This window comes from Patulibacter americanus DSM 16676 (assembly GCF_000420025.1).
In the GTDB taxonomy this organism is placed as follows: Bacteria; Actinomycetota; Thermoleophilia; order Solirubrobacterales; family Solirubrobacteraceae; genus Patulibacter; species Patulibacter americanus.
The window spans coordinates 1-25663 of sequence record NZ_ATUD01000021.1 but is presented as its reverse complement, the minus strand read 5'-3'; the positions used below and the strand labels follow the sequence as shown (position 1 = coordinate 25663).

The following is a 25663-nucleotide window of genomic DNA, read 5'->3' as shown; positions in this document are numbered from 1 at the left end:
GACACTGGGGGCATGACCCAAGTGGCGTCCATCACCCTCGAGGAGACGCGGTTCGAGGACCGCTTCCTGCAGATCCTCGAGGCCACCGGCCTCGAGCCGGAGGAGTTCGAGGGCCTGCCGTACTTCTCCTACTGCCCGTTCTTCGTCATCGCCGGCGCGACGGTCTCGCCCCGCATCCGCGAGCACGGCGACCACTCGCACTTCGAGGGCGTCTCCATCGACGTCCCGGACGAGCAGGTCGAGATCTTCTACGACGTCCTCCCGGACCTCCTGGCGCAGATCCAGCCGCTGGACGAGGACGAAGAAGAGGCCTGATCGAGGGAAAGGGTGCGGCCCCCGGCCCGTGCGTCTCGGGCTCGGGGCGCGGAGGACTGCGGCGGGGCACGGTCCACCGCAGGGCATCCGGGGTGGTGGCTTCGACGTTCTCCCTGGCAGGAGCGGCCGTCCGGCCGGCTCCTGCTCCCGGAGGAGTCGATGCGCATCCGCACCCCCACCATGACCGCCGCCGCGGTCGCCGTCGTCGCGACCGCAGTGGTCGGCGTCGCGATCTCGACCCCGACGCCCGCGCCCGCCGCCGGCACGCGGACCGTCGACGTGAAGGACTTCGCGTTCGCGCCGAAGACCATCACCGTCCGCCGCGGCACCACCGTCAAGTTCGTGTGGCGCGGCAAGGTCTTCCACGACGTCACCGTCGTCTCCGGCCCGTCGAGCTTCGCCTCCGAGGCCAAGCGCCGCGGCAGCTGGTCCAAGCGTTTGACCCGCAAGGGCACCTACCGCCTGCAGTGCTCCCTGCACGCCATGCTGATGCGGATGACGATCCGGGTCGTGTGACCGCGGGCGATCAGCCCTGGTTCGTGTGGCTGTCGCGCGTCTCGTCGATCGCGGCGAGGCCCGTGATGGCCTCGGCGATCGGGGTCGGGCCGCCGACGACCTCGAAGGTCCGGCCGACGGTCGACGGGTCGTCGAGGACGGCGAGAAGGGTCGCCGCGACGTCCTCGCGGGGGATGGGGCCGCGCTCGACGTGGCGTGCGGCGTGCACGCGGCCGTGACCCTCCTCGTCCGTGAGCATCGCCGGGCGGACGATCGTGTAGTGCAGGCCGCTCTTGCGGACGTCGGCGTCGGCCTGGGCCTTCGCGCGGAGGTACTCCGTGAAGACGTCGTCGCCCTCCGGGATGTCGTCCGTACCGATGGAGGAGACGATCACGATGCGGTCGACGCCGGCGTGCCGGCAGGCATCGATCGTCTTGACGACGCCACCGTGGTCGACGGACCACTTGCGCTCCGCAGGCTGCCCGGGTCCGGAGCCGGCGGCGAACACCGCCGCGCTCGCGCCGCGGAAGGCGCCGGCCAGCGACTGGCCGGTCGTCTCCTCCGCCTCGAGGTCCACGACCACGGGGTCGATCCCGTCCGCCCGGAGCTCGTCCGCGTGGTCGGGGTTGCGGATCACCCCGCGAGGGGAATCCCCCCGATCCGCGAGCAGCTTCCCGAGCTGGCGGGCGATCTTCCCGTGGCCTCCGACGATGACGACGTCCATGCCCTCGACCGTAACGGACCAGGACCCGGCCCCCCGTGCGCGCCGGGTTCCGTCGCCCGAGGCGGCGGAAGGGGAGGCGACGTCAGGCGCTGGTGACCGTCGGGCGCTCCGTGGCCTGCGGCGCGGTGTCCAGCGGCAGGCGGATCTGCACGTGGGCGCCGCCGCCGGGGGCGTCGCCGAGCAGCAGGGCGCCGCCGAGCTGGGCCACGCGGGCGCGGATCGTCGGCAGCCCGATGTGGCCCTCGAGCATGCCGGCGTGCACCCGGCCCCAGTCGAAGCCGACGCCGTCGTCGACGACGTCGAGCACGAGGGCGTCCTCCTGGCGCGACACCGTCAGGCGCATGTGCCCCGCGTCGGCGTGGCGGGTCACGTTCGCGTAGAGCTCGCGGGCGAGCTGCACGATCAGGCCGTCCTGCACGCCCGCGGCCCGCTCGTCGATCTCGAGCTCGACCGCCGGCCCGTCGCGCAGCGCCGTCGTCGTCGCCAGCGCCGCGTGCAGGCCGCCCGCCACGGCCGCGGCGCCCTCGTCCACGTCGAGGTCGCCGACGGTGCGCGTCAGCACGGTGATGACGCCCTCGAGCCCCTGGACGGCCTGCCTGCGCGCCCGGCACTCCTCGGCGCCGCCCTGCTCCTCGCCGGCCTCCTCGAGGTCCTGGCGGACCACGAACAGGCGCTGGAGGACGTCGTCGTGCAGCTGGCCGGCGATGCGACGACGCTCGACCTCCTCCTCGTGCAGCAGGCCGCGCAGCAGCTCGTTGCGGCGGCGCGAGATGGCGACGAACCGCTCCGCGTCGCGGGTGCGCGCCGTCGACTCGAGGTAGGCGACCACGGCGGCCCACGCCAGGGCGATCGAGACCGCGGGCTGCGGCAGGCCGTCGCCGGTCACCGCGAGCACCACTCCGGCCAGTACGGTGACGGGCAGGATCGTGGTCCAGCGCAGGATCGCGGCGTTCGTGATCGGCACGAGCAGCACGACCGCGGCGTACGCGAACTGCGCGTCACCGGCCAGCGCGAACCCGGCCGCCAGCAGCGCGTAGTCCAGCACCCCCACGGCGATGTAGACCCGGGAGGTCCGTCGTCGCCGGAAGTACATGCCGAAGAACGCGAGGTCGGCGCAGAGGGCGGCCAGCACCCACCAGAACCCGGGCTCGGTCCCGCCGTGGATCAGGGCGATCGCGGCGATGACGGGCGCCATCCCCAGCCGCACGGTCACCACGTACGGGCCGAGCTCGCGGAACTGGCGGACCTGGCCCGTCCGGTCCTCCGGGGGCGTCACGCCGCGCAGGCGCAGCGAGACCCGCGCGCCCCCGTCGTCCGTCGAGCCGACGTCGACCGTGCCGACCTCGGCGCGCGCGGCGAGCGCGGCGCGGCGGAGGGCTCGGCGCTGGGTGTCGAAGTCCAGGAGCGGGGTCGCGGTGACACCGACGAGGACGCCCTGCTCCTCGTCCTCCACGTCGATCTCGACCACGACCTCGCGGGTCCAGGTGCCGGCGACGATGCCGAGCGCGTCGCGGACCACCGCGTCGAGCGGCTCGGCGAGGGAGTCCGGCACGTCGCCCACGAGCCGGACGACGACGTCGGCGGCGGGCGCGCGGAGCTGGGCGACGTGCCGGACGGACTCCTCGACGCCGCCGTGGAGGGCCGCGGGAGCGTGCAGCTCGTGCGCGATCGCCCGGGTTCGGGCGATGACGGTGGACATTCGTCCGGTCAGGCCCTGCAGGCTGTGTCCGTCGTCGTTGTCCGCACACGCGTCGCGGATCTCGACCACCGGCCGGAGGGCCCGCTCGCGCAGGTCGTCGGCCACGCGCTCGCGGATGATCTCGCTCGGACCGTGCCCGCCGGCCAGGGCGGTCCACACCGCGTCGAGGCCGGCCACCCGCTTGGCGAAGACCCGTCGGCCGCGCGACGCGGCGACGGCGATCGCGACCGCCCACACCCCGACGATCGAGAAGACGGCGAGGTCGGCGTCGGGGCCGCCGAGGGCGAGCCGGACGGCGGCGACGAGGGTCCCGCAGGCGATGAGCCACCCCACGTCGAGGACGAGCGCGCCGATCGACGGCAGGACCGCGTAGATCAGCAGGGCAGGGCTGTCCGCGCCCCCCGAGGCCGCGCACGCGGAGAGCCAGAGGGCGAGGTCGAGGACGAGCGCGGGCCGCAGTACCGGCGACCGCGCCGGGGTGTCGGAGCGCCAGACGAGGAGGCTCGTGACGGCGACCTCGACCGCCGCGACGACCCCCAGTGCGGCCAGGAGGGGCACGTCCGGGTCGTCCGCGAGGAACGCCAGGAGGCCGATCGCCACGGCCGTGGCGACGCGCGCGACGACCAGGAGCAGGATCGTCATCCGCTCTGGTGCCTGGGGCACGTCGTCCGGGCGGAGCGTCGCAGCACGTCCACCCCGGACGGCGAGCGCATCCGCTCCGGTCGTCATCGCCGGGCATTCTAGTCGTGGGGAGGGGCGGGCCCGGGAAGCGTCGCCCGGCGACGGGTCCCGGGCGGGGTACGGGACGCCCCTCGGGGCACCCTGGGGGCCGTCCCGGGGGGATTCCCCATGGTGGCGGACAGGCCCCGGCCGCAGACTGCGGTGCATGGCCCAGCTCCCCGGTTACCTCCGCCCCGCGACGTCGGCCGCCGCGTCGCCGCGTCCGGCCTCCCTGCTCGACATCCTCGGCAGCCTCGGGCCCCGCGAGGCGCCCGTCCGTGCCCGCGCTGGGCAGTGCACGTCGGTCCCCGCGGCCGTCGTCGCGGCGTCCGTGCCGGCGCGTCGCGGTGTCGGCGCGCCGGGCCACGGGTAGGGGCAGGGCAGTCCCCAACCGAGAGGCGAACACATGGCCCTGAAGAGCATCGACACCGTCTGGCTCCCCGTCACGAACATGGACCGGGCGGTCGCGTTCTACCGCAACGCCCTGGGCCTCGAGGTCCTCGAGCACGACGGCGACTGGTCCGAGGTCACCGCCGGCGACCAGAAGATCGGCCTGAACGGGTCGAAGAGCGAGTCGCCGTCCGGCGACGGCGGCGCCGTGCTGGCGTTCGGCGTCACGGGCGACATCGAGGACGAGGTCCGGGCGCTGAAGGACCAGGGCGTCGAGTTCACGGGCGAGCTCTCCGAGCACCCCTGGGGCAAGATCGCGCCGTTCCGGGACCCGGACGGCAACGACCTGCAGCTCTACGCGCCCCCGGCGTAGCCGTTGACGGGTCCGGGCGCGCAGGCGCCCGGACCTCCCGCGGTCAGCCGGTCGCCGGCCCCGCTCCCGCCGGCGCCGCTTCCGCCTACCCGGCTCCCGCAAGGCCGGCGGGTCGGCATGCGGCCGGCGCCCGGCGGGTATCTGCGCTCCGTGCCGGAGGACATGGACGCGCTGGCCCACGACGTGCTCGGGATCGACGAGCTGCGGCCGGAGCAACGAGAGGCGCTCGACGCGATCACCGCCGGGCGCGACACGCTCGCGGTGATGGCGACGGGCTCGGGCAAGTCCGCGATCTACCAGCTCGCGGGCCTGCAGCTCGACGGTCCCACGGTCGTCGTCTCGCCGCTGATCGCCCTGCAGCAGGACCAGGTCGAGGGCCTGCACGCCACGAGCGGCGACGCCGACCTGGCGGTCACCCTGAACTCGCAGATGAGCGCCGCCCGCCGGCGCGAGGCGCTGACCAACCTGGGCTCGGGTGCCACGCGATTCGTGCTGCTCTCCCCGGAGCAGCTGGCCAACGCGGAGGTGCTGGAGGAGCTCGCGGCGGTCCGGCCCGCGCTGTTCGTCGTGGACGAGGCGCACTGCATCTCGGAGTGGGGCCACGACTTCCGCCCCGACTACCTGCGCCTCGGCGCGGCGCGCACCGCGCTCTCGGGCGGCGAGGACGCCGAGCCCCTGCCGGTGCTCGCGCTGACCGCCACCGCCGCGCCGCCGGTCCGTGACGAGATCATCGAGCGGCTGTTCATGCGCTCCCCGGCGATCGTCGTCGGCGAGTTCGACCGCCCCGAGCTGTGGCTCGAGGTGCGGCGGTACGAGGAGGAGGGTCCCAAGGACGACGCCCTGCTCGACACGATCGAGGAGACCGAGGGCGCCGGGCTCGTCTACGTCGCCACGCGCCGCGCGGCGGAGGAGACCGCCGACGCGCTGCGGGCCCGCGGCGTCGACGCCACCCACTACCACGGGGGCATGCACAAGGGCGAGCGCGAGGCGGTGCTGCGCGCGTTCCTCGCCGACGAGGTCCGCGTGGTCGTGGCCACGATCGCGTTCGGCATGGGCGTCGACAAGCCGAACGTGCGCTGGGTCTTCCACCACGCGCCGTCGTCCTCGCTCGACGCGTACCTGCAGGAGATCGGGCGGGCGGGGCGCGACGGCGATGCGGCGCAGGCCATCCTCTTCTACCGGCCGCAGGACCTCGGGCTGCGGCGGTTCCAGGCGGGCGCGGGGCAGGTCGACGCGGACCAGATCGAGCGGGTCGCGACCGTCGTGACCTCCTACGGGGACCCCGTCGACCCGGCGTGCATCGCCGAGGAGCTGCACCTCTCGGCCTCGAAGGTGACGACCGCGGTCAGCCGGCTCGAGGACGCCGGGGCGCTCGAGCTGCTGCCCGACGGCCAGGTCGCCCCGCTGAGCGCCCCGGACGACCTGGAGCAGGCGGTGGAGGAGGCCGAGCGCGCCGGCGAGCACCGCCACGCGTACGAGGAGTCGCGGATCGCGATGGTCCGCACCTACGCCGAGACCCGGGACTGCCGCCGCGAGGTGCTGCTCTCGTACTTCGGCGAGGACTACGAGGGCCCGTGCGGCGCGTGCGACAACTGTGCCGCGGGCCGGTCGGAGGAGCACGACGAGACCGACCGCCCGTTCCCGATCGGGGCGGAGGTCGCCCACCGCGAGTGGGGCCCCGGAGTGGTGCAGCGCTACGGCGAGGGCCAGATGACCGTGCTGTTCGAGGACGCGGGCTACCGCACCCTCGGGGTCGACCTCGTGGTGCAGCGCGAGCTGCTCAAGCCGTTGGAGGCCTGACGGCGACCGTCAGGGCGGGGCGCTGCGCCCCGCCCCGCCGACACCCCGCCGTCCCGCCCGGCGTGGCCTACGGCACGAACGCCACGCGGATGCAGGCGTCCTGCTTCTCCTTGAACAGCGCGTAGCCCCGCACGGCGTCCTCGAGCGGCATCCGGTGGGTCGTGAGGATCGACGGGTCCAGCCGGCCCTCCACGACGTGCTCGAGCATCTCCGGCATGTAGCGCTGGCCGTGCTGCTGGGCGGAGCGCACCGTCAGGCCCTTGTTCATGATCACGCCCATCGGGAACTTGTCCATGAGCCCGTAGACGCCGAGGACGGAGAGGACCCCGCCCTTGCGACAGGCGATGATCGCCTCGCGGAGCGCCTGCCCGCGGTCCGTCTCGAGCCGCAGCGCCTGCTTGACCTTGTCGTAGGCGTACTGCGGGCCGGTGCCGTGGGCCTCCATGCCGACGGCCTCGATGCAGGCGTCGGGCCCGCGCCCGCCCGTGGTCTGCTTGAGCTCCTCGAGCACGTCGGTCTGCGTGTAGTCCAGCGTCTCGGCGCCGAGGGAGCGGGCCAGGGCCAGGCGCTCCGGGATCCGGTCGATGGCGATCACGCGACCGGCGCCCATGAGCAGCGCGCTCTTCTGGGCCATCAGCCCGACGCCGCCGCAGCCCCACACCGCGACGGTGTCACCGGGGGCGATGTCGCAGAAGTCAGCGCCCATGTAGCCCGTCGGCACCGCGTCGGACAGGTACAGCGCCTGCTCGTCCGTGACGCCCTCGGGCACCGTGAAGCAGTTCGCGTCCGCGTGGGGGACGCGGATGTACTCCGCGTGCGAGCCGGCGTAGCCGCCGAACGCGTGCGTGTAGCCGTAGATCCCGGCCGTCGGGTAGCCCATCTCGGGCGCCTGCAGCTCCGGGTTCGGGTTCGTGTTGTCGCAGGCCGACCACAGGTCGTGCTCGCAGTACCAGCACTTGCTGCAGCCGATGAACGAGGGGACGACGACCCGGGCGCCCTTGCGGGTCTTCGTCACCTCCGAGCCGACCTCGACGACCTCGCCCATGAACTCGTGGCCGAGCACGTCGCCCTGCCGGGCGCTCGGGATGTAGCCCGAGATCACGTGCAGGTCGGAGCCGCAGGTCGTCGTCCGCAGGACCTTCAGGACGATGTCGTGGGGGTTGACGATCGTGGCGTCGGGGACCGTCTCGACCGCCAGGTCGTTGACGCCGTTCCAGACGAGCGCGCGCATGGCTCCTCCTCAGCTCTCGGTGGTGGTGGTGCGGCCGGACGGGTTGTCCCGCAGCGTGGGGACCTCGCCGGTCTCGGCGAGGCTCTTGCAGCGCCGCAGCGCCTTCATCGCGACGGCGCCCGCCGCCGTCTGCAGCGGCCCGCGGCCCAGGCGGCCGAGCGGTCCGGCGGGCGGCGCCACCCGGATCTCGGCGTGCAGCTCCGTCCCCCAGTCCTCCCGGGCGGGCTTCAGGCGCAGCACGCCCTCGTGGGCCAGGTCGCCGCCGGGCTCGGCGTGCCACCGCAGCGGCTCCTCCGTGGGCCCGGACTCCCGGCGGACGTCCGAGACCAGGTGCAGGCCGAGCGGGCCCGTGACCGTCCAGCGGGCGCTGTCGGGGCCCGTGGGCTCGACGGAGATCTCCGGGCCGTCGCTCGTCGTCAGGAGCTGGCGGGCGAGCTCGGGGCTGCGCAGCAGCTGGGCGAGCTCCTCGGCGTCGCGGCCGATCGTGATGGCCTGCCGCACGAGCACCGCGTCGTCGCCGACGCTGCCCGCCCGGCCGCTGACGAGGCGCTGCGCGACGGGCGCCACCGCCTTGCGCAGCCCGTCCTCCGCCTTCCCGAGCGCGCCGTGCACCGGTCCGTGGTCCTGCTCCTGGGGGCTCATGGGCCGCTGGCTACCCGGGCGGTCCGCGGGGCGAACGCGGGCGCGCCCCATCCCGCCGCCGGTCCGCCTGCGGGGCGGACGAACGCCGCCCCGTCGTCCTGGACGCACGTCCAGATCGGGGCCCCTGGAGGCGCGCTGGGGGCCGGACGAACGACAGCCGCCGTCGTCGCGATCGGCGCGATAGGTTTGCGGCGTGTCGACCGTCGTTGCGCGACGTCGACGTCGGCTCCTCCTTCCCCGGGGGCGCTGACGGAGGCCGAGCGCACGGCTCCCCCGAGCCCCGGCGGCCGAGCACGCAGCCACAGCAGGTACGGCGTTCCTGGGCCGCTTCCCCCCGTCCCATGGAGACTCGTACCGGACGGAGATTCCATACGTGGGAGCCAAGTCATGCTGGAAGACGCAACACACCGCGATCGGCTCGACCTCGAGCTGCTTCGCCGGTATCACGAGGACCACGACCTGCAGGCGCGGGACGAGATGGTCAGGCGCGGGCTCCCGCTCGTGCGTGCCCTCGCCCGGCGCTACAGCGGTCGTGGCGAGTCACTGGAGGACCTGATCCAGGTCGGGTCGGTCGGCCTCGTCAAGGCCATCGACCGCTTCGACACCACGGCGGGCACGCGGTTCGCCACGTTCGCCGCGCCGAACATCACGGGTGAGATCAAGCGGTACTTCCGCGACCACTGCTGGGCGGTCCACGTCCCGCGGTCGGTGCAGGAGCTCGACGCGCGGATCACCCGTGCGAAGGGCGAGCTGTCCGCCACGACGGGCCGCGAGCCCACCGTGGAGGAGCTCGCGGAGCACCTGGAGGAGCCGGTGGAGCGGGTGGCCGACGCGGTCGTCGGCAGCCGCGGCTACCGCACCCTCTCGCTCGACCACCCGACGGGCGACGCCCGGGAGGCGCTCGACCTGTTCGGCGCACCGGACCGCCGGTTCGCGCAGGTGGACCAACGCCAGCTGATCCAGCAGGCGTGCGAGGTGCTCGACGAGCGCCAGAAGGAGGTCGTGCTGCTGCGGTTCTACGACGGCCGCCTGCAGCGCGAGATCGCCGAGCGGATCGGCGTCTCCCAGATGCAGGTCTCGCGGATCATCTCCGACGCCCTGGAGAGGATGCGCGAGCACCTGGGCGACGACCGCGACTCCGCCCTGGCCGCCGACGAGCTCGTGGCGGCCTGACACCGGCGGACCGGGCACCCCGTCACCACGTGTGGCGGGCGCCCGGTCCTGGCCGGCGGCGGGCCTATCCCGGCAGCCCGCGACCGCGCCGGCTGCCCGGGTATGCCCCGGCCCGCAACGTGTTGAGCACCCCGACGGGTCGCACGTCCTCCGCCGTCGTCCAGGCCGCGAAGCTCAGCGCCTCGCTCTCCTCCGGCGGCAGCGGCGCGCCGATGCGCAGCGTCCCCATCCGCACCCAGTGGCCGAACGGCTCCCGCGCGAGCACGAGCCCGAAGGCCAGGCCGCCCGCACGCGCCGTCGCGTCGAGGCGCTCGAGGTCCGGGCCCTCCGGACCGACGGGCGGGGTGATGGCGTGGAGTCCGAAGACGGAGCGCCGGCCGCCGACCTCGAAGGGCAGGACGCTCGAGAACCAGCCGCCGAAGAACCCCTCCCGGCCGGGGATCAGCACGCGGCGCAGCAGCGGGCGGCGGCCCGACGACGAGACGAGCAGGTCCTGGTCGACTCCCGGCCCGCGGGCGTCGTGGAGCCGCATCGCGATGCCGAGGAGCTCGGGCAGCGGCTGGCGCAGCCCGAACCCGCGGGAGAACCGCACGGTGGCCGCGTACGTCGCGGGCGTCGAGAAGAACGGCGAGCCAGGGGCGGCTCCGGCCGGCGGGTGCAGCTCGAGCGTGGCCCGGTAGGAGCGGCCGCGCGGGTGCAGGCTGCGGCGCCCGTGGCGCAGGCGGGACAGGCGCGCGAAGACGTCGCCGGTGACGTCGAGGACGGCGGTCGGGGCGTGCGGGGCGGGGCGATCGGGCGACATGGGGAGCGGGCGGCCGCGGGGCGGCGGACGCGTGGCTCGCTCCTACCCGTCGTCGTCGCGCGGGACCCGCTCGCGGCCCGGACCGCGTCGGGGCGCCCAACGCCGCCTGTCGCGTCGGGAGCCGGCCGGTCGATCCGCGCGGGGGCGGCGGTCCGCTCAGCGGACGGGGGTGGAGGCCGGGGCGACGGTGGTGGAGACCGGGGCGGCGGTCCGCACCTGCGACGACGCCGGCGCGGAGTCCCCGAACAGCGAGTCGCCCGGCAGGAACGCCACGACCGCCAGGACGACGGCGGCCGCGGCGACCGCGACCCGCCGACGCAGGCGTGGCACACCGCGTCGGGCGGAGGGGGAGGAGGGGTGGACGGGCGGCATGGCGGGGGCGGTTCGTATCGGGACGGTGACAGCGGCGGGCCGGCTGATACCAACTTGATCGGCCGATCGTGGGCGGGGAGCATCCGTCGTACGTCCACTACCGTGGTCGGCGTGCCGGACCACGCCGCCGTCCATCCCGTCCTCGCCGCGCTCCGCGAACGTCCGCCGGGGGCCCGCGTCGCCCTGGTGATCGAGGGTGGCGGGATGCGCGGCGCGGTGACGGGCGGCATGGCCCTGGCCGTCGAGCGTCTCGGGCTGACGGGGGCGTTCGACGCGGTCTACGGCACGTCGGCGGGCGCCCTGAACGCGATGTGGCTCGTCGCCGGTCGGGTCGAGCGGGGCAGCCAGACGTGGTGGGATCCGACGCTCGTCCACACGCTCATCGAGCCGCGGCGCGCGCTGCGGGGCGGGCGGATCGTCGACACGGAGACGCTGGTCGAGGAGCGCTACGACGTGCTCAGCCCGGGCGTCTTCCGCGCCGCGCTCGACGCGCCGGCCACGCTGCACCCCATGGCCACCGACGTCGACACGGGCGCGCCGGTCGACCTGCGCCCGACGATCACGGACGAGGCGTCGCTGCGGCGGGCCCTGCGGGCGTCCTCCGCGCTGCCGCTGCTCGCCGGCGGGCCGGTCCCGATCGACGACCGGCGCTTCCTCGACGGCGGGCTCACGGTGGCGATCCCGTTCCGCCGGGCGATCGAGGACGGCGCGACGCACGTCGTCGTCCTGCGCTCCCGGCGCCTCGGCGACATCACCCAGCCGCCCTCGCGCGTCTCGGGCCGGCTCGTCGGCGGACTGCTGCGCCGCATCTCGCCCGCGACCGCCGGCGCCTACCTGGGCCGCGCCGTCGCCGAGGGTCGCGACGAGGCCGAGCTCGCCGAGCGCGACGCCGGCCGTATCGCCTCCCCGGCCTGGCTGTCCGTCCGCCCGTTGCCGGACTCGCCCGTGCCGAGCCGGCTCGAGCGCGACGTCGGGGTCGTACGCGAGGCGCTCGAGGCCGGCGAGGAGGCCGCCCGCCAGGTGTTGGCGGCGGCGAGCGCCATCGGCGCGCCCGCCTGACCGGGGTCGCCCGCCTGACGGGGTCGTGCCTCCGCCGGGTGGCGCGGGCCCACCGCACCGGCGCGGTGCTCCCGCCGGGAGCCCCCGCCTCAGCCGCGGGCCGCGCCGACGCCGAGCAGCGCCGCGAGGCCCAGGGCGCTGCGCGGCTCGTACGGCGCGCGCCACAGGCCGCCGTGGACCGCCGCGTGCGCCTCGTCGCGCCACGGGTGGCCCAAGGTCTCGTTGCCCGTCTGCAGGTCGTGGACGAGCAGCGCCGCCATGAGCGTGTTGCTCGTCGCCGGCTCGAACACCTCGACGCCGAAGCGGTGCGCGCCCGCATAGGCCGCGGCGAGCGCGCGGTTCTTGACGACCGAGCGGGTGCGCGTGGGCGGAGCGACCTTGAACGACACGGGCAGGCCCGCGTCGCGTGCGACGGCGGCCCGCCAGCGCTGCAGCCGCTTCGCGAGCGTGTAGTTCGGGCCCTGCTGCGGCACGAGCGTGTCGTTCACGCCCGGGTCCGAACCGGGCACGTACGGGCGCCGCAGCAGCCGGCCGCCCGTGACCATCCGCAGCGGCCGGCCGGCGAGCCGAGCGGTGCGCGAGCGCCCCTCGTAGGCGGCGGTGGCGTGGTCGACCGCCTCCCCTGGCACGGCGAAGACGTCGGTCGGCGTGGCGAGGAACGCGAGCGCCAGGTCGTCGCGGCGCTCCTGCAGACGGCGCGTCAGGGCGTCGACGGCGACGGAGACGCGCACGTTCGTCGCCCCGTCGGCGTAGACGTAGTTGCCGAGCACGAGCCGCCCGCCGCCGGTCTCGATCCCCTCGAGCCACGCGGCCACGGCGGGCAGGTCGTGCAGCAGGTCGGCCCCGGCGGACCGCGCCAGGGCGTCATCGCCCCCGGGCTCCCCGCCGTCGCCCTGGACGGGCACGATCAGCCGCCCGGCACCCTCGCGCGCGGTGCGCAGCAGGCGGGCCCAGAGCTCCGGCCGCGGCAGGTCCACGGCCACGACGGTGGCGCCCCAGCGCAGCAGCGAGGGCAGCGGGCCCATCTCGGCGCCCGCGCCGAGCACGACGACGCGGTGGCCGTCCAGCGCGAGCCACTCCGGGTGCTCCTGGACCAGGCGGATCGCGTCGACGGCCGAGGGCTCGAGGACGCCCTCCGTCGCCCACGTCTGGAGCCGCCGGCGCAGGGCGTCGCCGCGCAGGCGGGTGCCGCGGTAGGGGAGGGACAGCTCGCGCTCCGCGGTGCCCGTGCCCGCGACCTCGACGGTGCGGGGGTGACGCTCGGGAGCGTGCGCGAAGAGCTCGTCCAGGGGACGCTCGACGCCGTCGGGCCCGACCACGCGCATCCGCCCGTGCAGCGCGTCGAGGCCGCCGTGCGCGACGGCGAGCGCGGATTCCGGCGACCCCAGGCCCGCCTCGACGAGCCGGCGGAAGGGGCCGAGGTAGCCGCTGCGCCACGTGGCCTCGCGCTCCGCCCCGATCGCCCCCACGGGGTCGACCTGCCGCAGGGCGTCGGCCACGACCGCGCGCCCCAGGGCACCGGTGCTGCGGCGGCCCTCGTCGTCCGCCGGGAACACCACCCCGGTCGCCCGCTCGCCGCTTCCCCGTGCTGCCTTCGCCGCCATCGACCGATCCTGCCAGGGGTCCGGGGTGCCGACGAGGGCCTCGGGGCCGGGAACCCCACGCCCGGCGGGCGGGCGGTGGCCCCGGCCTCAGCCCGCCGCGACGACGCGCTGGACGAGGACCGAGGCGTCCTCCAGGTCGCCCTCGCGCCCCTCCGCGACGGCGTGCTCGACGTCGTCCGGCGACGTACCGCGCTCGTCGTAGACCACGACGACGGCCTCGTCGCCGGGCTCGAGGTAGGTCGACGCGCCGTAGGGCGTGTAGCGCGTGGCGCCGATGCCGATCAGCAGCGTCTCGGGCCGGCCGGCGTCACGCAGCAGCGCGCCGACGTCCTCCAGCGGCGTGTCGTCGGCGCCCCCCTGGTGGTTCAGGCGGTCGACGAGCCACTCCAGGAGCGTCGTGCCGTAGTACGAGTAGCCGACCACCGGGCTGTCTACCCCGTAGGCGTGCGTCGCACCGTCGCGGCGGAGGAAGCTCGCCAGGCGCAGCGTGGCCGTCGGCCCGTCGGGCGACAGGTCCTCCGCGGCGAGGAATCCGGCGGCGACGCCCTTCGACGCGGAGCCCCAGTTCTTCTTCTCGCTGATCTTCCGCGCCCCGGGCCGGCGGATGGAGCAGTCGTTGAACGCCCCGACGGCCAGGGGCGCGACGCGCTCCACGGTGCCGTCGGCGGCATAGGTGGCCCGGCACAGCAGGCCGACCTCCGGCTCGATCTGCAGGTCGAGCGGCTCGTCCGACGCGGGCAGGGCGACCGTGTCAGACGAGAGCGGGAAGTCGCCCAGGAACGTGTCGGCTCCGGGCGCCCAGAACGGGAAGATCCCCTTCGGCGCGTCGGGCGTCGCGGCGGTGACGCCGACGAAGTCCCCCGCCTCGCCGGCCTGCTCGAGGTGGCCGGCGAAGTTGCCGGCCACGCCGAGCCCGAAGGCGGTGCGGAGGTCGTCGGGCGATACGGGGAGCACGACGCGAGCGTAGCGACGCGCCCCGGCCGGGCGTCAGTGCAGGCGCCAGTGCGGGTCGTGGTCCTCGAGGAGTTGGTCGAAGTCGCCGCCGCTGCCCTCCACGGCGGCCTGGAACAGGGTCCGGTCGATGCGCCCGTTGTAGACGGGCACACCGAGCTGGACGCAGGTCGCGATGATGTCGACCCGCTTGACGCCGACGGCGTCGGCCAGCTCGTCGGGGGTGAGGTGGACGGCCACGAGGACTCCTTCTGCAGGGGTTCCGGTTGTCCCTTCCGGGTTGTACCTGCGCCGGCCGGCGCTGGCAACCCCCGGGACCCCGAGCGAGGCGGCCGAAGGCGTCCCTCGGCCGCCTCGGGTCCCCCGGTCGGGGGACCCGTGCGCGGGGCGGCCCGCCTCCTTCGGCCAGATGGCGGATCCGCCCGCTCCCAGGGCGATCGCGAGCCCGGCGGTCGTTCTCGGACACCGTGTCACGGATGCGTACGCGGCACCGGCGAGGATCGTTCGATCAGCCGATGGTCGGAGGCGTGCGTGCGGCCGATACTCGTCCCATGGTGCTGATCTCAGAGCGCGTCTCGTCGCCCACCGAGCGGTCCGCTGGGGAGCACGTCGTCGCGGTCATCGTCGCGGACGCGAACCTGCGGGTCCGGGCCGTGCACGCCGGCGACGGGCTCGCCGAGCGCATCGGGTGGGACCCGCGGGCCCTCTGCGAGCGCTCCCTGGCCGGTCCGCACGTGCGCACCGCGTGGCCCGAGCTCGTGCCGGCCTGCATCGCCGCCCTCGCGGGAGACCGCGAGGCGTTCGAGCGCACCGTCGGCACACGTCGCCACCGGGTCGAGGTCGACCCGGTGCACGATCGGGGCGGCGACGTCGCGAAGGTCGTCATCACCGTCATCGAGCGGCCCGCCGTGCGCGCCGCCGACCTCGCGGGCGCCGCACCGTTCCCGGCGGGGCTGCCACGCCGTGCGCCGATGCCCGTCGACGACGGCACCTCGCTGTTCTGGCGGGGGTTCGCCCAGGCGCCGACCGCGATGGCGATCGTCGACCCCGTCGCGGGCCGGTTCGTCCGCGTGAATGACGCGCTGTGCGCGCTGACCGGCCACGCCCGCGAGGTGCTGCTGGCGGGGACGATCGACGACGTCTCGCACCCGGACGACCGGGGCGTCGTGCGCACGCTCCGCCGCGGCCCGGACGGCGTCCCCGTCGCCGGGCACCGCTACACGAAGCGCTACGTCCGCCCCGACGGCGGGACGGTGCTCGTCGACGTGCACCTCATCCCCGTCTGCCCGGCCGGGTCGACGCCCACGTGCCTGGCCCACGTCGTGCCCGTCCGGGCCGCGAACCCCACCACCGAGGCCGAGGACCACGACGCGCTCTGGCTCGGACGCCTGCGGGACGCGCTCGACGAGGACCGCCTCGTCCTCTACAGCCAGCCCATCATCGACCTGGTGACCGGCCGGACGGTGCAGAACGAGCTCCTGCTGCGCATGCTCGACCGCGACGGTCGCGTCGTCTCGCCGGGCATGTTCCTGCCCGCGGCAGAGCGCTCGGGGTTGATCTCCGAGGTCGACCGCTGGGTCATCCGCCAGGCCGTCGCGGCCGCCGCGGAGGGCACGGCGGTGCAGTTCAACGTCTCCGCGCGGTCCCTGAGCGACCCGAGCGTGATGGCCCAGCTCGAGGACTCCGTCGCCGCGGCCGGCGTCGACCCCGAGCTGCTCGTCGTCGAGGTGACGGAGACGGCGATGACGGACTCCCTCGGCGCCGCGCGCGAGTTCGCCCGCCGCGTGACCAAGGTCGGCTGCCCCATCGCCCTGGACGACTTCGGGACGGGCTTCGGCGGGCTCACGTACCTCCAGCATCTGCAGGTCCAGCACCTCAAGATCGACATGGAGTTCGTGCAGGAGACGACGCGCAGCCCGCGCGGCGAGCAGATGGTCCGGGCGATCGTGGGCCTCGCGAAGGAGTTCGGCCTGACGACGACGGCCGAGGGCGTCGAGGAGCCGGAGACGGGCGTGCGCCTGGCCGAGCTCGGCGTCGACCGCGCCCAGGGGTACCGCTACGGACGCCCGCAGCCCGTCGCGTGACGGACGACGAGGCGCGCCTGCTGGGCGACGGCCCGGCGGAGTGGGCCGGGGAGGACAGGGCCGGGGAGGACAGGGACGACGGGGGCGCAGCGGCGTGGGCGGACGGCGACGTCACCGCCCGCGCGAGGCGGCGGGAGAGCCAGCACGCCACCGTGCGGGTCGCCGTCGCCCCGCGGGTGGACGAACCGGGTGACTTCTGTCCACCTGTCGGCTACGTTGTGCGGATCGGCACGAGCAACGGCACGGGGGGCTCGGAGACCGCGCGGGGGCACGCGGCGGCATCCGATGCCGCGATGATCGCCGTCACGGGCGCGGGCGACCTCGTCGCGCTCGGCGAGCACCGACCAGACCTCTTCGGCTTCCGCGTCGTCCACCACCAGGACGGCCCCGCGGTCGAGTTCCATCTGCCGGCGTGGGCGGCGGAACGCCACCACGCGGCGTTGGACGCGGCGGTCGCCGGCGACGGGGACCACCGGCCGCTGGGGTCCGTCGTCGAGCTCTCGGCGCCGCCCGCGGCACGCGGCGGCGCCCCGCTAGCCGTCCGCGTGAGCGCGGAGGGCGACGGCGCCCGGTTGCGCGTGCGGTCCGCTCCGAGCGACGCGCGCTCGCGCGAGGCCGCGCTCCTGGCCCAGGCCGAGGCGGTGGCGCAGATGGGGTCCTGGGAGTTCGTGCCAACGACGAACGCGATGCAGTGGTCGGACAACTTCTTCCGCGTCTTCGGGCTCGAGCCCGGACAGGTCGAGCCGTCCGTCGACGAGATCATGGCGCGCACCCACCCCGACGACCGCGCGACGGTCGAGGCCGAGGTCGACGCCATGCGGGCCGGCCGGGCGATGCAGCCCATGACCCACCGGATCGTCCTGCCCGCCGGCGGGCTGCGCCACCTGCGCGTGACGCTCGGCGTGGTCGAGGCGGACGAGGCCGGTCGCCCCCGCCGCTTCGTCGGCACGGTCCAGGACCTCACGGACCAGCGGCGGGCGGAGCAGGAGATCGGGGCGCACATCGCCGTCTCGGAGGCGCTGGCCGCGTGGGACGGGCTCGAGCCGGGGGCCGAGCGGCTCCTCGCCAACCTCGCCGACGCGCTGGAGTGCGCGGGCGGCGTGCTCTGGACGCCGGAGGACGGCCACCTCGTCCCGCGCGTGCTCTGGTGCGACCCGACCCACCCACTCGAGGCGTACTGGGCGGCGACGCGCGACGTCGAGCTGCCCATGGGGGCCGGCCTCGCCGGCATGGCGTGGGAGTGCCGCAAGGCCCTGCACGTGATCGGCAAGGAGTTCGAGGCCCGAGGCAACGCCCGCGCCCGGGCCGCCCGCGCCGACGGCATCGACGGCGCCATCGCGATCCCCGCCCTCGACGGCACCGAGGTCGTGGCGGTCGTCGAGCTGCCCTTCCACGCCGAGGGGCAGATCACCGAACGGCTGCTGCGCTCGCTGCAGGGCATCGGCCACGAGCTGGGGCAGTTCCTCGGCCGGCGCCGCGGACAGCTCGGCGCCTCGCGCCTCAGCGCCCGCGAGCTCGAGGTGCTCCAGCTCTCGGCCCGCGGCCTCACCACGGCCGCGACCGCCCAGGCGCTCGTCGTGAGCCCGGCGACCGTGAAGACGCACCTGGCGCACATCTACACGAAGCTCGGCGTCCCGGACCGCGCGTCCGCGGTGGCCACGGCGCTGCGCCTCGGCCTCATCGCATAGCCCTGGGGCGCTGGCCCCGGCGACGGTTGACCGACCGGTCGGCCCTGCCTGGCGTTCGGCTGTGGTCGTTTCTGGCGTAAACCACGATCGATCGATCAACTCGACCACCACCGACCAAGAACGCTTGCATTCGCTCGCGTGGCGCGGATAGGTTCGCTCCGACGCGGCGTACCCCCACGGCGCGCGGGAGCGAGGGAGCAGGAACATGGCCGGACAGGACGTGGCGCGCGGCGCCGAGGACGAGGCGATCGCGGGCGGCACGACCCCGGAGGCCCCGGAGGCGACCGAGGCCCCGGAGGCGACGGAGGCCCCGGAGGCGACGGAGGCGGTCGAGGTCACGGCGGACACCGAGTCGACAGACGCCGCCGAGGCCACGGAGGCCACGGAGGCCACCGAGTCGACGGCCGTCACGGGCGAGGCGCCCCGCGGCACCGTCACCCGCCGCACGCTGGTCGGGGCCGCCGTCGCCACGGGTGCGGTCGCCGCGGTGCCGTGGGCGACGCCCACCCAGGCGCAGGCCACGTGGAAGACGGGCGGCTCGATCGCCCGGCGGTTCGCGAACCCGGGCGCCGAGGTGCGCCCGCGGTTCCGCTGGTGGTGGCCCAACGGGCAGGTCGACTTGAACGAGATCGCCCGCGAGGTCGACCAGATGGTCGACGCCGGGTTCGGCGGCGCCGAGATCTCCGACGTCCACCACAGCATGCGCGGCGTCGGGCTCGACGTGGAGAAGTACGGCTGGGGCGGCGCGCACTGGATCGCCGCCGTCACGACCGCGCTGCAGCAGGCGCGTCGTCGCGGGATCCGGCTCGACATCACCGTCGGCCCCTCGTGGCCGCCGGCCGTCCCCACGATCACGCCGCAGTCCGAGGCGGCCTCGAAGGAGCTCGTCCACGGCCGCACGCTCGTCGCCCCCGGCGGCACGTACGACGGCCCGCTCCCCGCGCCCTACGTCGAGGCGGAGCCCGGGGTGACGACCGAGGAGCTCTTCGCGGTCCAGGCGCTGCGCATCAACGCCGCCAGCTCGCCCACGGCGCGCACGGTGATCCTCGACCAGGACTCCCTGATCGACCTGACCGACCAGGTCACCGCGGACGAGCGCCTCACGTGGACGGCGCCCGCCGAGGGCCAGTGGTACGTCATCGCCTACCGGATCCGGGGGACGGGCCAGCAGCCCGAGTCCGGCCCGCACACGAACCCGACCTCGTACGTCGTGGACCACTTCTCCGCCGCCGGCTCCCACGCCGTGACCGGGTTCTGGGAGGACAACATCCTCACCCCGTCGTTCAAGCGGCTGCTGCGCGAGGCGGGCGGCGACTTCTTCGAGGACTCCCTCGAGTTCGAGGCCGCGACGTACTGGACGCCGGGCCTGGAGGCGGAGTTCGAGAAGCGCAAGGGCTACGCGCTGACCCCGTGGCTCGGGTGCATCGTGCGCGAGAAGGAGAAGCTCAACCTCGCCTTCGACCCCGAGTCGACCCGCCGCGTCCTCAACGACTACTGGGACGTCCTCGGCCAGCTCTTCGACGAGCACCACATCGGCGAGATGCAGGGGTGGGCGCACTCCCTGGGCATGAAGTTCCGCATGCAGCCCTACGGCCTGCAGACGGACGCGATGGGCTCGACCGCCAAGCTCGACATCTCGGAGGGCGAGTCGCTCGGGTTCAAGAACCTCGACGACTACCGCTCGCTCGCCGGCGGCCGCGACATGGCCGGCAAGACGATCATGTCCAACGAGGCCGCCGCGTTCGCCAACGGCGCGTACAACACGACGTGGCGAGCGGTCCTGCAGAAGCTCAACCCGATCTTCACCGCGGGCGTCAACCAGACCGTGCTGCACGGATTCGCCTACGCCGAGGCCCCCGGCGCGGCATGGCCGGGCTTCGCGGCCTTCAGCCCCTACAACGGCGCGCCCGGCTACGGCGAGGCGTGGGGCCCGCGGCAGCCGACGTGGAAGCACGCGCCCGACATCGCGGGCTACTTCGGCCGGGCCCAGGAGGTCCTGCGTCGTGGCACGCCGAAGGCCGACGTCGCGTTCCTGCGGCAGAAGGGCTACGCCGGCTCGGGCTTCGGCGCGGCGTGGTTCAGCACGCTCGGCGTGCAGCAGGGCTGGAGCCTCGAGTTCGTCTCGCCGAGCCTGCTGCGCCTGCCGTCGGCGACGGTGAGGAACGGCCGCCTGGCCCCGGACGGCCCGGACTTCGGGCTGCTCGTCTTCGAGGGCGACGCGTTCTCCGGCTCCGCCACGGTGCTCCCGCTCGACACCGCCGAGAAGCTCCTGGGCTACGCCAAGGCGGGCCTGCGGATGATCCTCGTCGGCGACTGGACGAACGCCCGCGAGTACGCCGACGGCCCGGCGAACCCGGCCGCGGACGCGAAGGTGAAGGAGCTCGTCAACCAGCTCCTGGCCCAGCCGACCGTCACCAGCGTGCCGACCCGCAACGACATGCCGACCGGCATCGCCAAGCTCGGCGTCGCCCCGGCGGTCCAGTACGGGACCCAGACCTCGCCGGTGCTCAACACGCACCGGGTCGAGGGCGCGATCGACTGGTTCTTCTTCGCCAACGGCTCCGCCACGGTGGCCGCCGACCACGACGTCACGCTGCCCCGCACCGGGCGGAACACGGTCCCCTTCGCGCTGGACCCGTGGACGGGCGAGATCGTCCCGGTGGCGGTGTGGGACGAGCCGGCGCGCGACCGCGTGCGGCTCCGCCTCAAGCTGCGCCCGGGCCAGACGGCGATCGTCGCGCTGGCGCCGAAGCACACCTTCGGCATCCTCTCGGGCGGCGGCGTGCACGCCGTGGCCAGCGAGGGCGAGCTGCGGGTCGCCCGCCGTGACCTGCTGCTGCGCAGCACGACGAAGGGCACGTTCACCACGCAGCTCGAGAACGGCCGCAAGGTCCAGACGACGATCGGCGAGGTCCCGGCCGCGCGCGAGCTCACGAGCTGGCGCCTGGACGTCGAGGACCGCACCCCGGGCGCAACGCCCACGGAGACGACGATCGTCAAGCGCCGCCTGCAGCTCGAGGGCCTGAAGGCGTGGACGGAGATCCCGGAACTGCAGGACAGCGCGGGCGTGGGCACCTACACGGCCACCGTCGACCTCGGCCGCGACTGGGACGCCGACCAGGGCGCGCTGCTCGACCTCGGCACGGTCTCCGACACGTTCCGCGTGCGGGTCAACGGCCGCGAGCTGCCGCCCGCGGACCAGACCGACCCCGTCGTCGATGTCGGCCCGTACCTGCGCCGCGGCCGCAACACGGTCGAGGTCGAGGTGGCGACCCCGTTGTGGAACCGGCTGCGGGTCAGCAACCCGGCGGTCTTCGGCGCCGGCAAGCGGATCGCCTACGGCCTCGTGGGCCCGGTGCGCCTGCTGCCGTACGTCGAGCGTCCGGTCGGGAGCCGCCCGAGCCCCTGGGACCGCTAGGGCTCAGCCGCCCGGCGTCCGGTCCGCCGGACGCCGGGGCGCGAGACCCCGGCCCGGCTCAGCCGCCGAGCGGGCTCGCGGTCCCGAGTCGGGCCGGGGTCTCGCCGGGTCCGGTGAGCCGCATGGCCGTCTGCATCGCAGCGCGGGAGCAGGCGCGGCAGGCGGCGTGCTCGGCGCGGTCGAACGCCTCGCGGATGAGCCACACGCTGTAGACCGGGACGGTCAGCAGCGCGGCGAAGCCGACGCCCAGCCGTGCGGCGTGCGCGGACTCGCTGCGCAGCTCGCCGGACGGCAGGTGGAGGACGCCGCAGATGGCGCCCCACACGACGGCGTAGGCGAGGACGGCGCCGAGGGCGAGGGCGACGAGCAGGAACGTGACGTCGCCCTGCGTCATCGCGGCGTTCGAGGTGCGGGCGGTGGGGCGGTGGGACATGCGGTGCTCGTGCGACGGCGTGGTCCGGCGGAGGGTTCGCCGGGGAGGTCGCCCCGTACCTCGGCCGCTCGCCCACGCGCTTGACGGCGCATGGACACGTGATCTGTACACCTGCGCCGTCCGGTCCCTCGGGGTGGGGGCGCGGCCAGCCCCCGGGGGGCCCGTCGGCCCGGGGCGCCGGTCATCATGGAGGCATGACGATCGTCGCCGAGTACACGCTTCCCGGCGTCCACGTGCGGGACCACGAGGTGGCCGTGCCGCTGGACTGGAACGCGCCGGACCGTGGGCCCCGTGCGCTGTCGATCACGCTCTTCGCGCGCGAGGTCGTCGATCCCGTCCGTCGGCGCGACGACCTGCCGCTGCTCTTGTTCCTCCAGGGCGGGCCGGGCGGCAAGGGCCCGCGGCCGCGGGCCGGCGGGGGCGGCTGGCTCGGCCGGGCGCTCCGGACGCACCGGGTGATCCTGATGGACCAGCGGGGGACGGGCCGCTCCACGCCGGTCGACGCCCGAACCCTGGCCGCGCTCGGCGACGGGGAGGCGGGCGCCGAGTACCTGTCGCACTTCCGCGCCGACGCGATCGTGGCCGACGCGGAGCACCTGCGCCACGCGGTCTTCGGCGTGGAGAAGTGGGAGACGCTCGGCCAGAGCTACGGCGGCTTCCTCACGCTGAGCTACCTCTCGCGGGCGCCCGAGGGCCTGGCCGCCTGCTACGTGACGGGCGGGCTCCCGGGCCTGGGCGCCGACGCGGACGAGGTCTACCGCCGCACGTTCCCGCGGATGGAGGCCAAGAACGACCAGTTCTACGCGCGCTACCCCCACGCCGTCGACGTCGTGGCGCGCATCGCGGACCGTCTGGAGGCCGCACCGGTCGTGCTGTCCGACGGCGACACCCTGAGCGTGCGGCGCCTGCAGACCCTGGGGCAGTCGTTCGGGATGGCGACCGGCTTCGACGACGTGCACTGGCTGCTGGACGAGGCGTTCGCCCCGGCGGGCCCGGGCGAGGACGGCGCTGCGTGGCCGGCCGCCGACCTGTCGGCGATGTTCCTCGCCGGGGTCGCGGCGCGGACGTCGTTCGACGACAACCCGCTCTACGCCGTGCTGCAGGAGGTCATCTACGCCCAGGGCGCGGTCACCCCGGGATGGGCCGCCGAGCGGCAGCGGGCGCACCACCCGGCCTTCGACCCGGCGGCCCGCCCGTTGCGGTTCACGGGCGAGACGATGTTCCCCTGGATGTTCGAGGAGATCCGCTCGCTGCGCCCGTTCCGCCCGGCCGCCGAGGCGCTCGCCGCGCGCGACGAGTGGCCGACCCTCTACGACCCGGACCGGCTGGCGGAGAACCCCGTCCCCGTCGCGGCGATCGTCTACCACGACGACGCCTACGTCGACGCGGACCTCTCCCTGCAGACCGCCCGCGAGGTCGGCAACGTCCGCGCGTGGGTCACGAACGAGTGGGAGCACGACGGCATCCGGGCCTCGGGCGACCGCGTCCTCGGCCGGCTCATGGAGATGGTGGCCGAGACGGGCGGGCCGCTGCGGTAGGACGGGCGTCGCCGGTCGGCCGTCGGCGGCGCGCCGCCGACGCCGGTGCAGGAGGGGCGGACGCTTACCGCGGGGCGGGCGCGCCGCGGTGGCGCAGCCGCACCTGGACCCGGGCGGGCCGGGTCGGCGCGGCGAGGGAGAGGAACGTGCGCACGGGCCCGAGGTGCAGGCAGAGCGGACACGCCAGCGGGTCGGCGGGGGATAGCGGGCGTGGGCCGGGCGCCACGGGGGCGTCGCACTGCGGGCACGCGAGCGTCCCGTGGGCCATCACTCCGACGTGCGCGTCCCGCCGGTCGGCGCGGGCGCGCGCCTGGCGGCCGACGGGCTCGGAGTCGGAGAATCCGCGCTCGATGCTCACCGAGCGAGTGTAGGCAGCGGGCCGCGGCGGCCCGCCGGTACGGGGGATCGCGGGCGGTCGGGACGGTGACGGGCGTCCCGTGGTGTGCGAGCGTGGGGTCGAGGCACGCGGTCGGTCCGCCCCGGCGGCGCCGACGGCCCGACCCACGCACCCACCGAGCGAGGACCGCCATGGACGCCGACCACCCCGCACCGAGCAACGCCCCCGCCCCGCCGGGCGCCGGGCCGGACTTGGAGGCCAACGCCCCGGATTCCGCGGCCGGCGCCGCCGACCGGCAGGGCGGCGCGCCGGACCCCGACGGCGCCTTCCCCGCCGGCTTCGCGACCCACGACGTCGACACGAGCCGCGGCCCCGTGCGGGCGCGCGTGGGCGGCAGCGGCCCGCCGCTGCTCCTCCTCCACGGCTTCCCCCAGACGGGCCTGATGTGGCACGCCGTCGCGGAGCGCCTAGCGCAGCACCGCACCGTCGTCGCGACGGACCTCGCCGGCTACGGCACGTCGCTGCGGCCGACGCCGACCGCCGGCCACGCCGGGCACGGCAAGCGCGCGCTGGCCCGCGACCAGGTCGAGGCGATGGCGGCGCTCGGCTTCGACCGCTTCGCGGTGGCCGGCCACGACCGCGGCGGGCGCGTCGCCTACCGCCTGGCGCTCGACCACCCCGAGCGCGTGGAGCGCCTGTCCGTGCTCGACATCGTCCCGACGGGCGAGGTGTGGCGCCGCGCGGATCGCACCTTCGCCCAGGGCTACTGGCACTGGGCGTTCCTCGCGCAGGCCGCACCCTTGCCCGAGCGCCTCATCGCGGGCGACCCCGACGCGTTCTTCGACCTCGCCGTCCGCCGCGGGATGGGCCTCGGAGCCGCCGAGGGCCGCTACCCGGCGGCGGTCGTCGACGCCTACCGTCGCGCCTTCGACGATCCGGGCGCGATCGAGGCGATGTGCGAGGACTACCGCGCGGGCGCCACCTGCGATGTGGCGCTGGACGATGAGGATCGCGAGGCGGGCCGGACGATCGACTGCCCCGTCCAGGTCCTGTGGGCGAAGAACGGCGCCCTGCCGCACTTCTATCCCGACGTGCTCGACGTCTGGCGCGCGTGGGCCCCGGATCTGCGCGGCGGCCCGATCGACGCGGGTCACTTCCTCGCGGAGGACCGGCCCGAGGAGACGGCGACGGCGCTCCTGGAGTTCCTGGGGGCGGGGGCCTAGCGCCGGCGGGGCGGTGAGGCCGGTGGGGCCCCGGGGACGCTGGGCGGCGGGGACCGGCGCAGTGGCCGGGGCCGGGGTGGTTCAGGCGATGGCGCCGGGTGCGGCGGTGCCGTGGTTCAGGCGATGGCGGCGGGTGCGGCGGTGCCGGGGTCCAGGCGATGGCGCCGGGTGCGGCGGTGCCGGCGCTCTAGGCGATGGCGGCGGTGAGGAGGTCGGCGTGGGCGCCGAGGGCGGTGCGGAGGCGGCGGCGCAGCGTGCCGGCGATCTGGCAGACGCGGGACTCGGAGACGCCGAGGAGGTCGCCGATCTCGCGGAGGCGGCGGCCTTCGACGTAGAGCATGAGGGCGACCTGGCGCTCGCGCTCGGGGAGCTGGGCGACGGCGGCGGCGACGCGGGCCTTGGCCTCGTTGGCCTCGCAGGCGCGGGCGGGGTCGAGGGAGTGGTCCTGGCTGGCGATCGTCTCGGCGCGGTCGACGGTGATGCCGTCGGAGCCGGCGACGGTGGTGGCGAGCGACTCGACCTCGCAGGTGGCGAGCTGGTCGCGGCGGCCGCGGACCTCGTCGGTGGAGCAGCCCAGGCGGGCGGCGAGCTC

General features: G+C 75.3%; 24 protein-coding genes. 12 read left to right on the top strand and 12 right to left on the bottom strand.

Annotation, left to right across the window (positions count from 1 at the left end; genetic code table 11):
* Positions 1-12 precede the first annotated feature (12 nt).
* Together F593_RS0120480 and F593_RS27135 are read left to right on the top strand one after the other, a co-directional pair.
* A complete protein-coding gene (locus F593_RS0120480) occupies positions 13-315 on the top strand; it encodes a hypothetical protein (protein ID WP_028721853.1) in 303 nt (100 codons plus the stop codon).
* A 159-nt stretch (positions 316-474) separates the two neighbouring features.
* The gene (locus F593_RS27135; RefSeq protein ID WP_084630247.1) at positions 475-831 is read left to right on the top strand and encodes a cupredoxin domain-containing protein; all 357 of its coding nucleotides are present in this window, start codon (positions 475-477) and stop codon (positions 829-831) included.
* A gap of 10 nt (positions 832-841) precedes the next feature.
* Here the strand turns inward: F593_RS27135 and F593_RS27130 are convergent, their stop codons facing one another.
* Together F593_RS27130 and F593_RS0120465 are read right to left on the bottom strand one after the other, a co-directional pair.
* A complete protein-coding gene (locus F593_RS27130) occupies positions 842-1534 on the bottom strand; it encodes an SDR family oxidoreductase (protein ID WP_022930611.1) in 693 nt (230 codons plus the stop codon).
* Between the two features lie 82 nt (positions 1535-1616).
* Positions 1617-3962 carry a sensor histidine kinase gene (locus F593_RS0120465; RefSeq protein ID WP_157252032.1) on the bottom strand — a complete coding sequence of 782 codons (2346 nt, stop codon included), beginning with the start codon at positions 3960-3962 and terminating at the stop codon, positions 1617-1619.
* A 157-nt stretch (positions 3963-4119) separates the two neighbouring features.
* On the opposite strand from F593_RS0120465, the gene F593_RS0120460 reads away from it, so the two are divergent.
* The 3 genes from F593_RS0120460 (at position 4120) to F593_RS0120450 (ending at position 6516) form a co-directional block, all read left to right on the top strand.
* Positions 4120-4326, top strand: coding sequence for a hypothetical protein (locus F593_RS0120460; protein ID WP_022930609.1), 207 nt, complete (start codon positions 4120-4122; stop codon positions 4324-4326).
* Positions 4327-4359: 33 nt separating this feature from the next.
* Positions 4360-4716: a VOC family protein gene (locus F593_RS0120455; protein WP_022930608.1), complete on the top strand. Its 357-nt coding sequence runs from the start codon at positions 4360-4362 to the stop codon at positions 4714-4716.
* Positions 4717-4833: 117 nt separating this feature from the next.
* Entirely contained in the window at positions 4834-6516 is a 1683-nt protein-coding gene (locus tag F593_RS0120450) for a RecQ family ATP-dependent DNA helicase (protein WP_084630246.1), read from the top strand.
* A gap of 67 nt (positions 6517-6583) precedes the next feature.
* Here the strand turns inward: F593_RS0120450 and F593_RS0120445 are convergent, their stop codons facing one another.
* Positions 6584-7747 (bottom strand): zinc-dependent alcohol dehydrogenase, encoded by a 1164-nt coding sequence (locus F593_RS0120445; protein WP_022930606.1) that lies wholly within the window; start codon positions 7745-7747, stop codon positions 6584-6586.
* A gap of 9 nt (positions 7748-7756) precedes the next feature.
* Positions 7757-8389 (bottom strand): SRPBCC family protein, encoded by a 633-nt coding sequence (locus tag F593_RS28945; protein ID WP_022930605.1) that lies wholly within the window; start codon positions 8387-8389, stop codon positions 7757-7759.
* 387 nt (positions 8390-8776) lie between these two features.
* On the opposite strand from F593_RS28945, the gene F593_RS27120 reads away from it, so the two are divergent.
* Positions 8777-9562 carry a SigB/SigF/SigG family RNA polymerase sigma factor gene (locus F593_RS27120; protein ID WP_022930604.1) on the top strand — a complete coding sequence of 262 codons (786 nt, stop codon included), beginning with the start codon at positions 8777-8779 and terminating at the stop codon, positions 9560-9562.
* A 64-nt stretch (positions 9563-9626) separates the two neighbouring features.
* On the opposite strand, the gene F593_RS27115 is transcribed toward F593_RS27120, so the two are convergent.
* Together F593_RS27115 and F593_RS0120425 are read right to left on the bottom strand one after the other, a co-directional pair.
* Entirely contained in the window at positions 9627-10364 is a 738-nt protein-coding gene (locus tag F593_RS27115; RefSeq protein ID WP_022930603.1) for a phosphodiesterase, read from the bottom strand.
* 156 nt (positions 10365-10520) lie between these two features.
* Positions 10521-10736 carry a hypothetical protein gene (locus tag F593_RS0120425; RefSeq protein ID WP_022930602.1) on the bottom strand — a complete coding sequence of 72 codons (216 nt, stop codon included), beginning with the start codon at positions 10734-10736 and terminating at the stop codon, positions 10521-10523.
* A 111-nt stretch (positions 10737-10847) separates the two neighbouring features.
* On the opposite strand from F593_RS0120425, the gene F593_RS27110 reads away from it, so the two are divergent.
* Positions 10848-11795, top strand: a complete 948-nt coding sequence (locus F593_RS27110; RefSeq protein ID WP_157252030.1) for a patatin-like phospholipase family protein — start codon at positions 10848-10850, stop codon at positions 11793-11795.
* Positions 11796-11884: 89 nt separating this feature from the next.
* Here the strand turns inward: F593_RS27110 and F593_RS0120415 are convergent, their stop codons facing one another.
* The 3 genes from F593_RS0120415 to F593_RS27105 all read right to left on the bottom strand — a co-directional run bounded on the left by F593_RS0120415 (position 11885) and on the right by F593_RS27105 (position 14590).
* Positions 11885-13399, bottom strand: a complete 1515-nt coding sequence (locus F593_RS0120415) for a hypothetical protein (protein WP_022930600.1) — start codon at positions 13397-13399, stop codon at positions 11885-11887.
* 87 nt (positions 13400-13486) lie between these two features.
* Positions 13487-14353 carry a DUF5718 family protein gene (locus F593_RS0120410; RefSeq protein ID WP_022930599.1) on the bottom strand — a complete coding sequence of 289 codons (867 nt, stop codon included), beginning with the start codon at positions 14351-14353 and terminating at the stop codon, positions 13487-13489.
* 33 nt (positions 14354-14386) lie between these two features.
* Positions 14387-14590: a hypothetical protein gene (locus tag F593_RS27105; RefSeq protein WP_022930598.1), complete on the bottom strand. Its 204-nt coding sequence runs from the start codon at positions 14588-14590 to the stop codon at positions 14387-14389.
* Positions 14591-14901: 311 nt separating this feature from the next.
* Between F593_RS27105 and F593_RS28940 the strand changes: the two genes are divergently transcribed.
* The 3 genes from F593_RS28940 to F593_RS27095 all read left to right on the top strand — a co-directional run bounded on the left by F593_RS28940 (position 14902) and on the right by F593_RS27095 (position 21540).
* Positions 14902-16434: a sensor domain-containing phosphodiesterase gene (locus F593_RS28940; RefSeq protein ID WP_022930597.1), complete on the top strand. Its 1533-nt coding sequence runs from the start codon at positions 14902-14904 to the stop codon at positions 16432-16434.
* Positions 16431-18122, top strand: coding sequence for a helix-turn-helix transcriptional regulator (locus F593_RS0120395; protein ID WP_022930596.1), 1692 nt, complete (start codon positions 16431-16433; stop codon positions 18120-18122). The genes F593_RS28940 and F593_RS0120395 overlap by 4 nt, the downstream gene beginning before the upstream one ends.
* A 205-nt stretch (positions 18123-18327) precedes the next feature.
* Entirely contained in the window at positions 18328-21540 is a 3213-nt protein-coding gene (locus tag F593_RS27095; RefSeq protein ID WP_022930595.1) for a glycosyl hydrolase, read from the top strand.
* A gap of 58 nt (positions 21541-21598) precedes the next feature.
* Here the strand turns inward: F593_RS27095 and F593_RS27090 are convergent, their stop codons facing one another.
* Positions 21599-21973, bottom strand: coding sequence for a hypothetical protein (locus F593_RS27090; RefSeq protein WP_033208739.1), 375 nt, complete (start codon positions 21971-21973; stop codon positions 21599-21601).
* Between the two features lie 194 nt (positions 21974-22167).
* Between F593_RS27090 and F593_RS0120380 the strand changes: the two genes are divergently transcribed.
* Positions 22168-23511, top strand: a complete 1344-nt coding sequence (locus tag F593_RS0120380) for an alpha/beta fold hydrolase (RefSeq protein WP_022930593.1) — start codon at positions 22168-22170, stop codon at positions 23509-23511.
* A 64-nt stretch (positions 23512-23575) separates the two neighbouring features.
* On the opposite strand, the gene F593_RS0120375 is transcribed toward F593_RS0120380, so the two are convergent.
* Positions 23576-23869 carry a hypothetical protein gene (locus tag F593_RS0120375; protein WP_022930592.1) on the bottom strand — a complete coding sequence of 98 codons (294 nt, stop codon included), beginning with the start codon at positions 23867-23869 and terminating at the stop codon, positions 23576-23578.
* Positions 23870-24039: 170 nt separating this feature from the next.
* On the opposite strand from F593_RS0120375, the gene F593_RS27085 reads away from it, so the two are divergent.
* Positions 24040-25071, top strand: coding sequence for an alpha/beta fold hydrolase (locus F593_RS27085; RefSeq protein ID WP_022930591.1), 1032 nt, complete (start codon positions 24040-24042; stop codon positions 25069-25071).
* 187 nt (positions 25072-25258) lie between these two features.
* On the opposite strand, the gene F593_RS0120365 is transcribed toward F593_RS27085, so the two are convergent.
* The coding region (locus F593_RS0120365; protein ID WP_022930590.1) for a sigma-70 family RNA polymerase sigma factor at positions 25259-25663 on the bottom strand (405 nt) is incomplete at its 5' end.

Coding starts and splice junctions, on each gene's coding strand:
- F593_RS27090 (WP_033208739.1), bottom strand. CDS start 21,973: ATGTCCCACCGCCCCACCGCCCGCACCTCGAACGCCGCGATGACGCAG.
- F593_RS0120480 (WP_028721853.1), top strand. CDS start 13: ATGACCCAAGTGGCGTCCATCACCCTCGAGGAGACGCGGTTCGAGGAC.
- F593_RS0120415 (WP_022930600.1), bottom strand. CDS start 13,399: ATGGCGGCGAAGGCAGCACGGGGAAGCGGCGAGCGGGCGACCGGGGTG.
- F593_RS27085 (WP_022930591.1), top strand. CDS start 24,040: ATGGACGCCGACCACCCCGCACCGAGCAACGCCCCCGCCCCGCCGGGC.
- F593_RS0120425 (WP_022930602.1), bottom strand. CDS start 10,736: ATGCCGCCCGTCCACCCCTCCTCCCCCTCCGCCCGACGCGGTGTGCCA.
- F593_RS27130 (WP_022930611.1), bottom strand. CDS start 1,534: ATGGACGTCGTCATCGTCGGAGGCCACGGGAAGATCGCCCGCCAGCTC.
- F593_RS27135 (WP_084630247.1), top strand. CDS start 475: ATGCGCATCCGCACCCCCACCATGACCGCCGCCGCGGTCGCCGTCGTC.
- F593_RS0120380 (WP_022930593.1), top strand. CDS start 22,168: ATGACGATCGTCGCCGAGTACACGCTTCCCGGCGTCCACGTGCGGGAC.
- F593_RS27120 (WP_022930604.1), top strand. CDS start 8,777: ATGCTGGAAGACGCAACACACCGCGATCGGCTCGACCTCGAGCTGCTT.
- F593_RS0120465 (WP_157252032.1), bottom strand. CDS start 3,962: ATGACGACCGGAGCGGATGCGCTCGCCGTCCGGGGTGGACGTGCTGCG.
- F593_RS28940 (WP_022930597.1), top strand. CDS start 14,902: ATGGTGCTGATCTCAGAGCGCGTCTCGTCGCCCACCGAGCGGTCCGCT.
- F593_RS28945 (WP_022930605.1), bottom strand. CDS start 8,389: ATGAGCCCCCAGGAGCAGGACCACGGACCGGTGCACGGCGCGCTCGGG.
- F593_RS0120445 (WP_022930606.1), bottom strand. CDS start 7,747: ATGCGCGCGCTCGTCTGGAACGGCGTCAACGACCTGGCGGTCGAGACG.
- F593_RS0120450 (WP_084630246.1), top strand. CDS start 4,834: ATGCGGCCGGCGCCCGGCGGGTATCTGCGCTCCGTGCCGGAGGACATG.
- F593_RS0120460 (WP_022930609.1), top strand. CDS start 4,120: ATGGCCCAGCTCCCCGGTTACCTCCGCCCCGCGACGTCGGCCGCCGCG.
- F593_RS0120455 (WP_022930608.1), top strand. CDS start 4,360: ATGGCCCTGAAGAGCATCGACACCGTCTGGCTCCCCGTCACGAACATG.
- F593_RS27115 (WP_022930603.1), bottom strand. CDS start 10,364: ATGTCGCCCGATCGCCCCGCCCCGCACGCCCCGACCGCCGTCCTCGAC.
- F593_RS27095 (WP_022930595.1), top strand. CDS start 18,328: ATGGCCGGACAGGACGTGGCGCGCGGCGCCGAGGACGAGGCGATCGCG.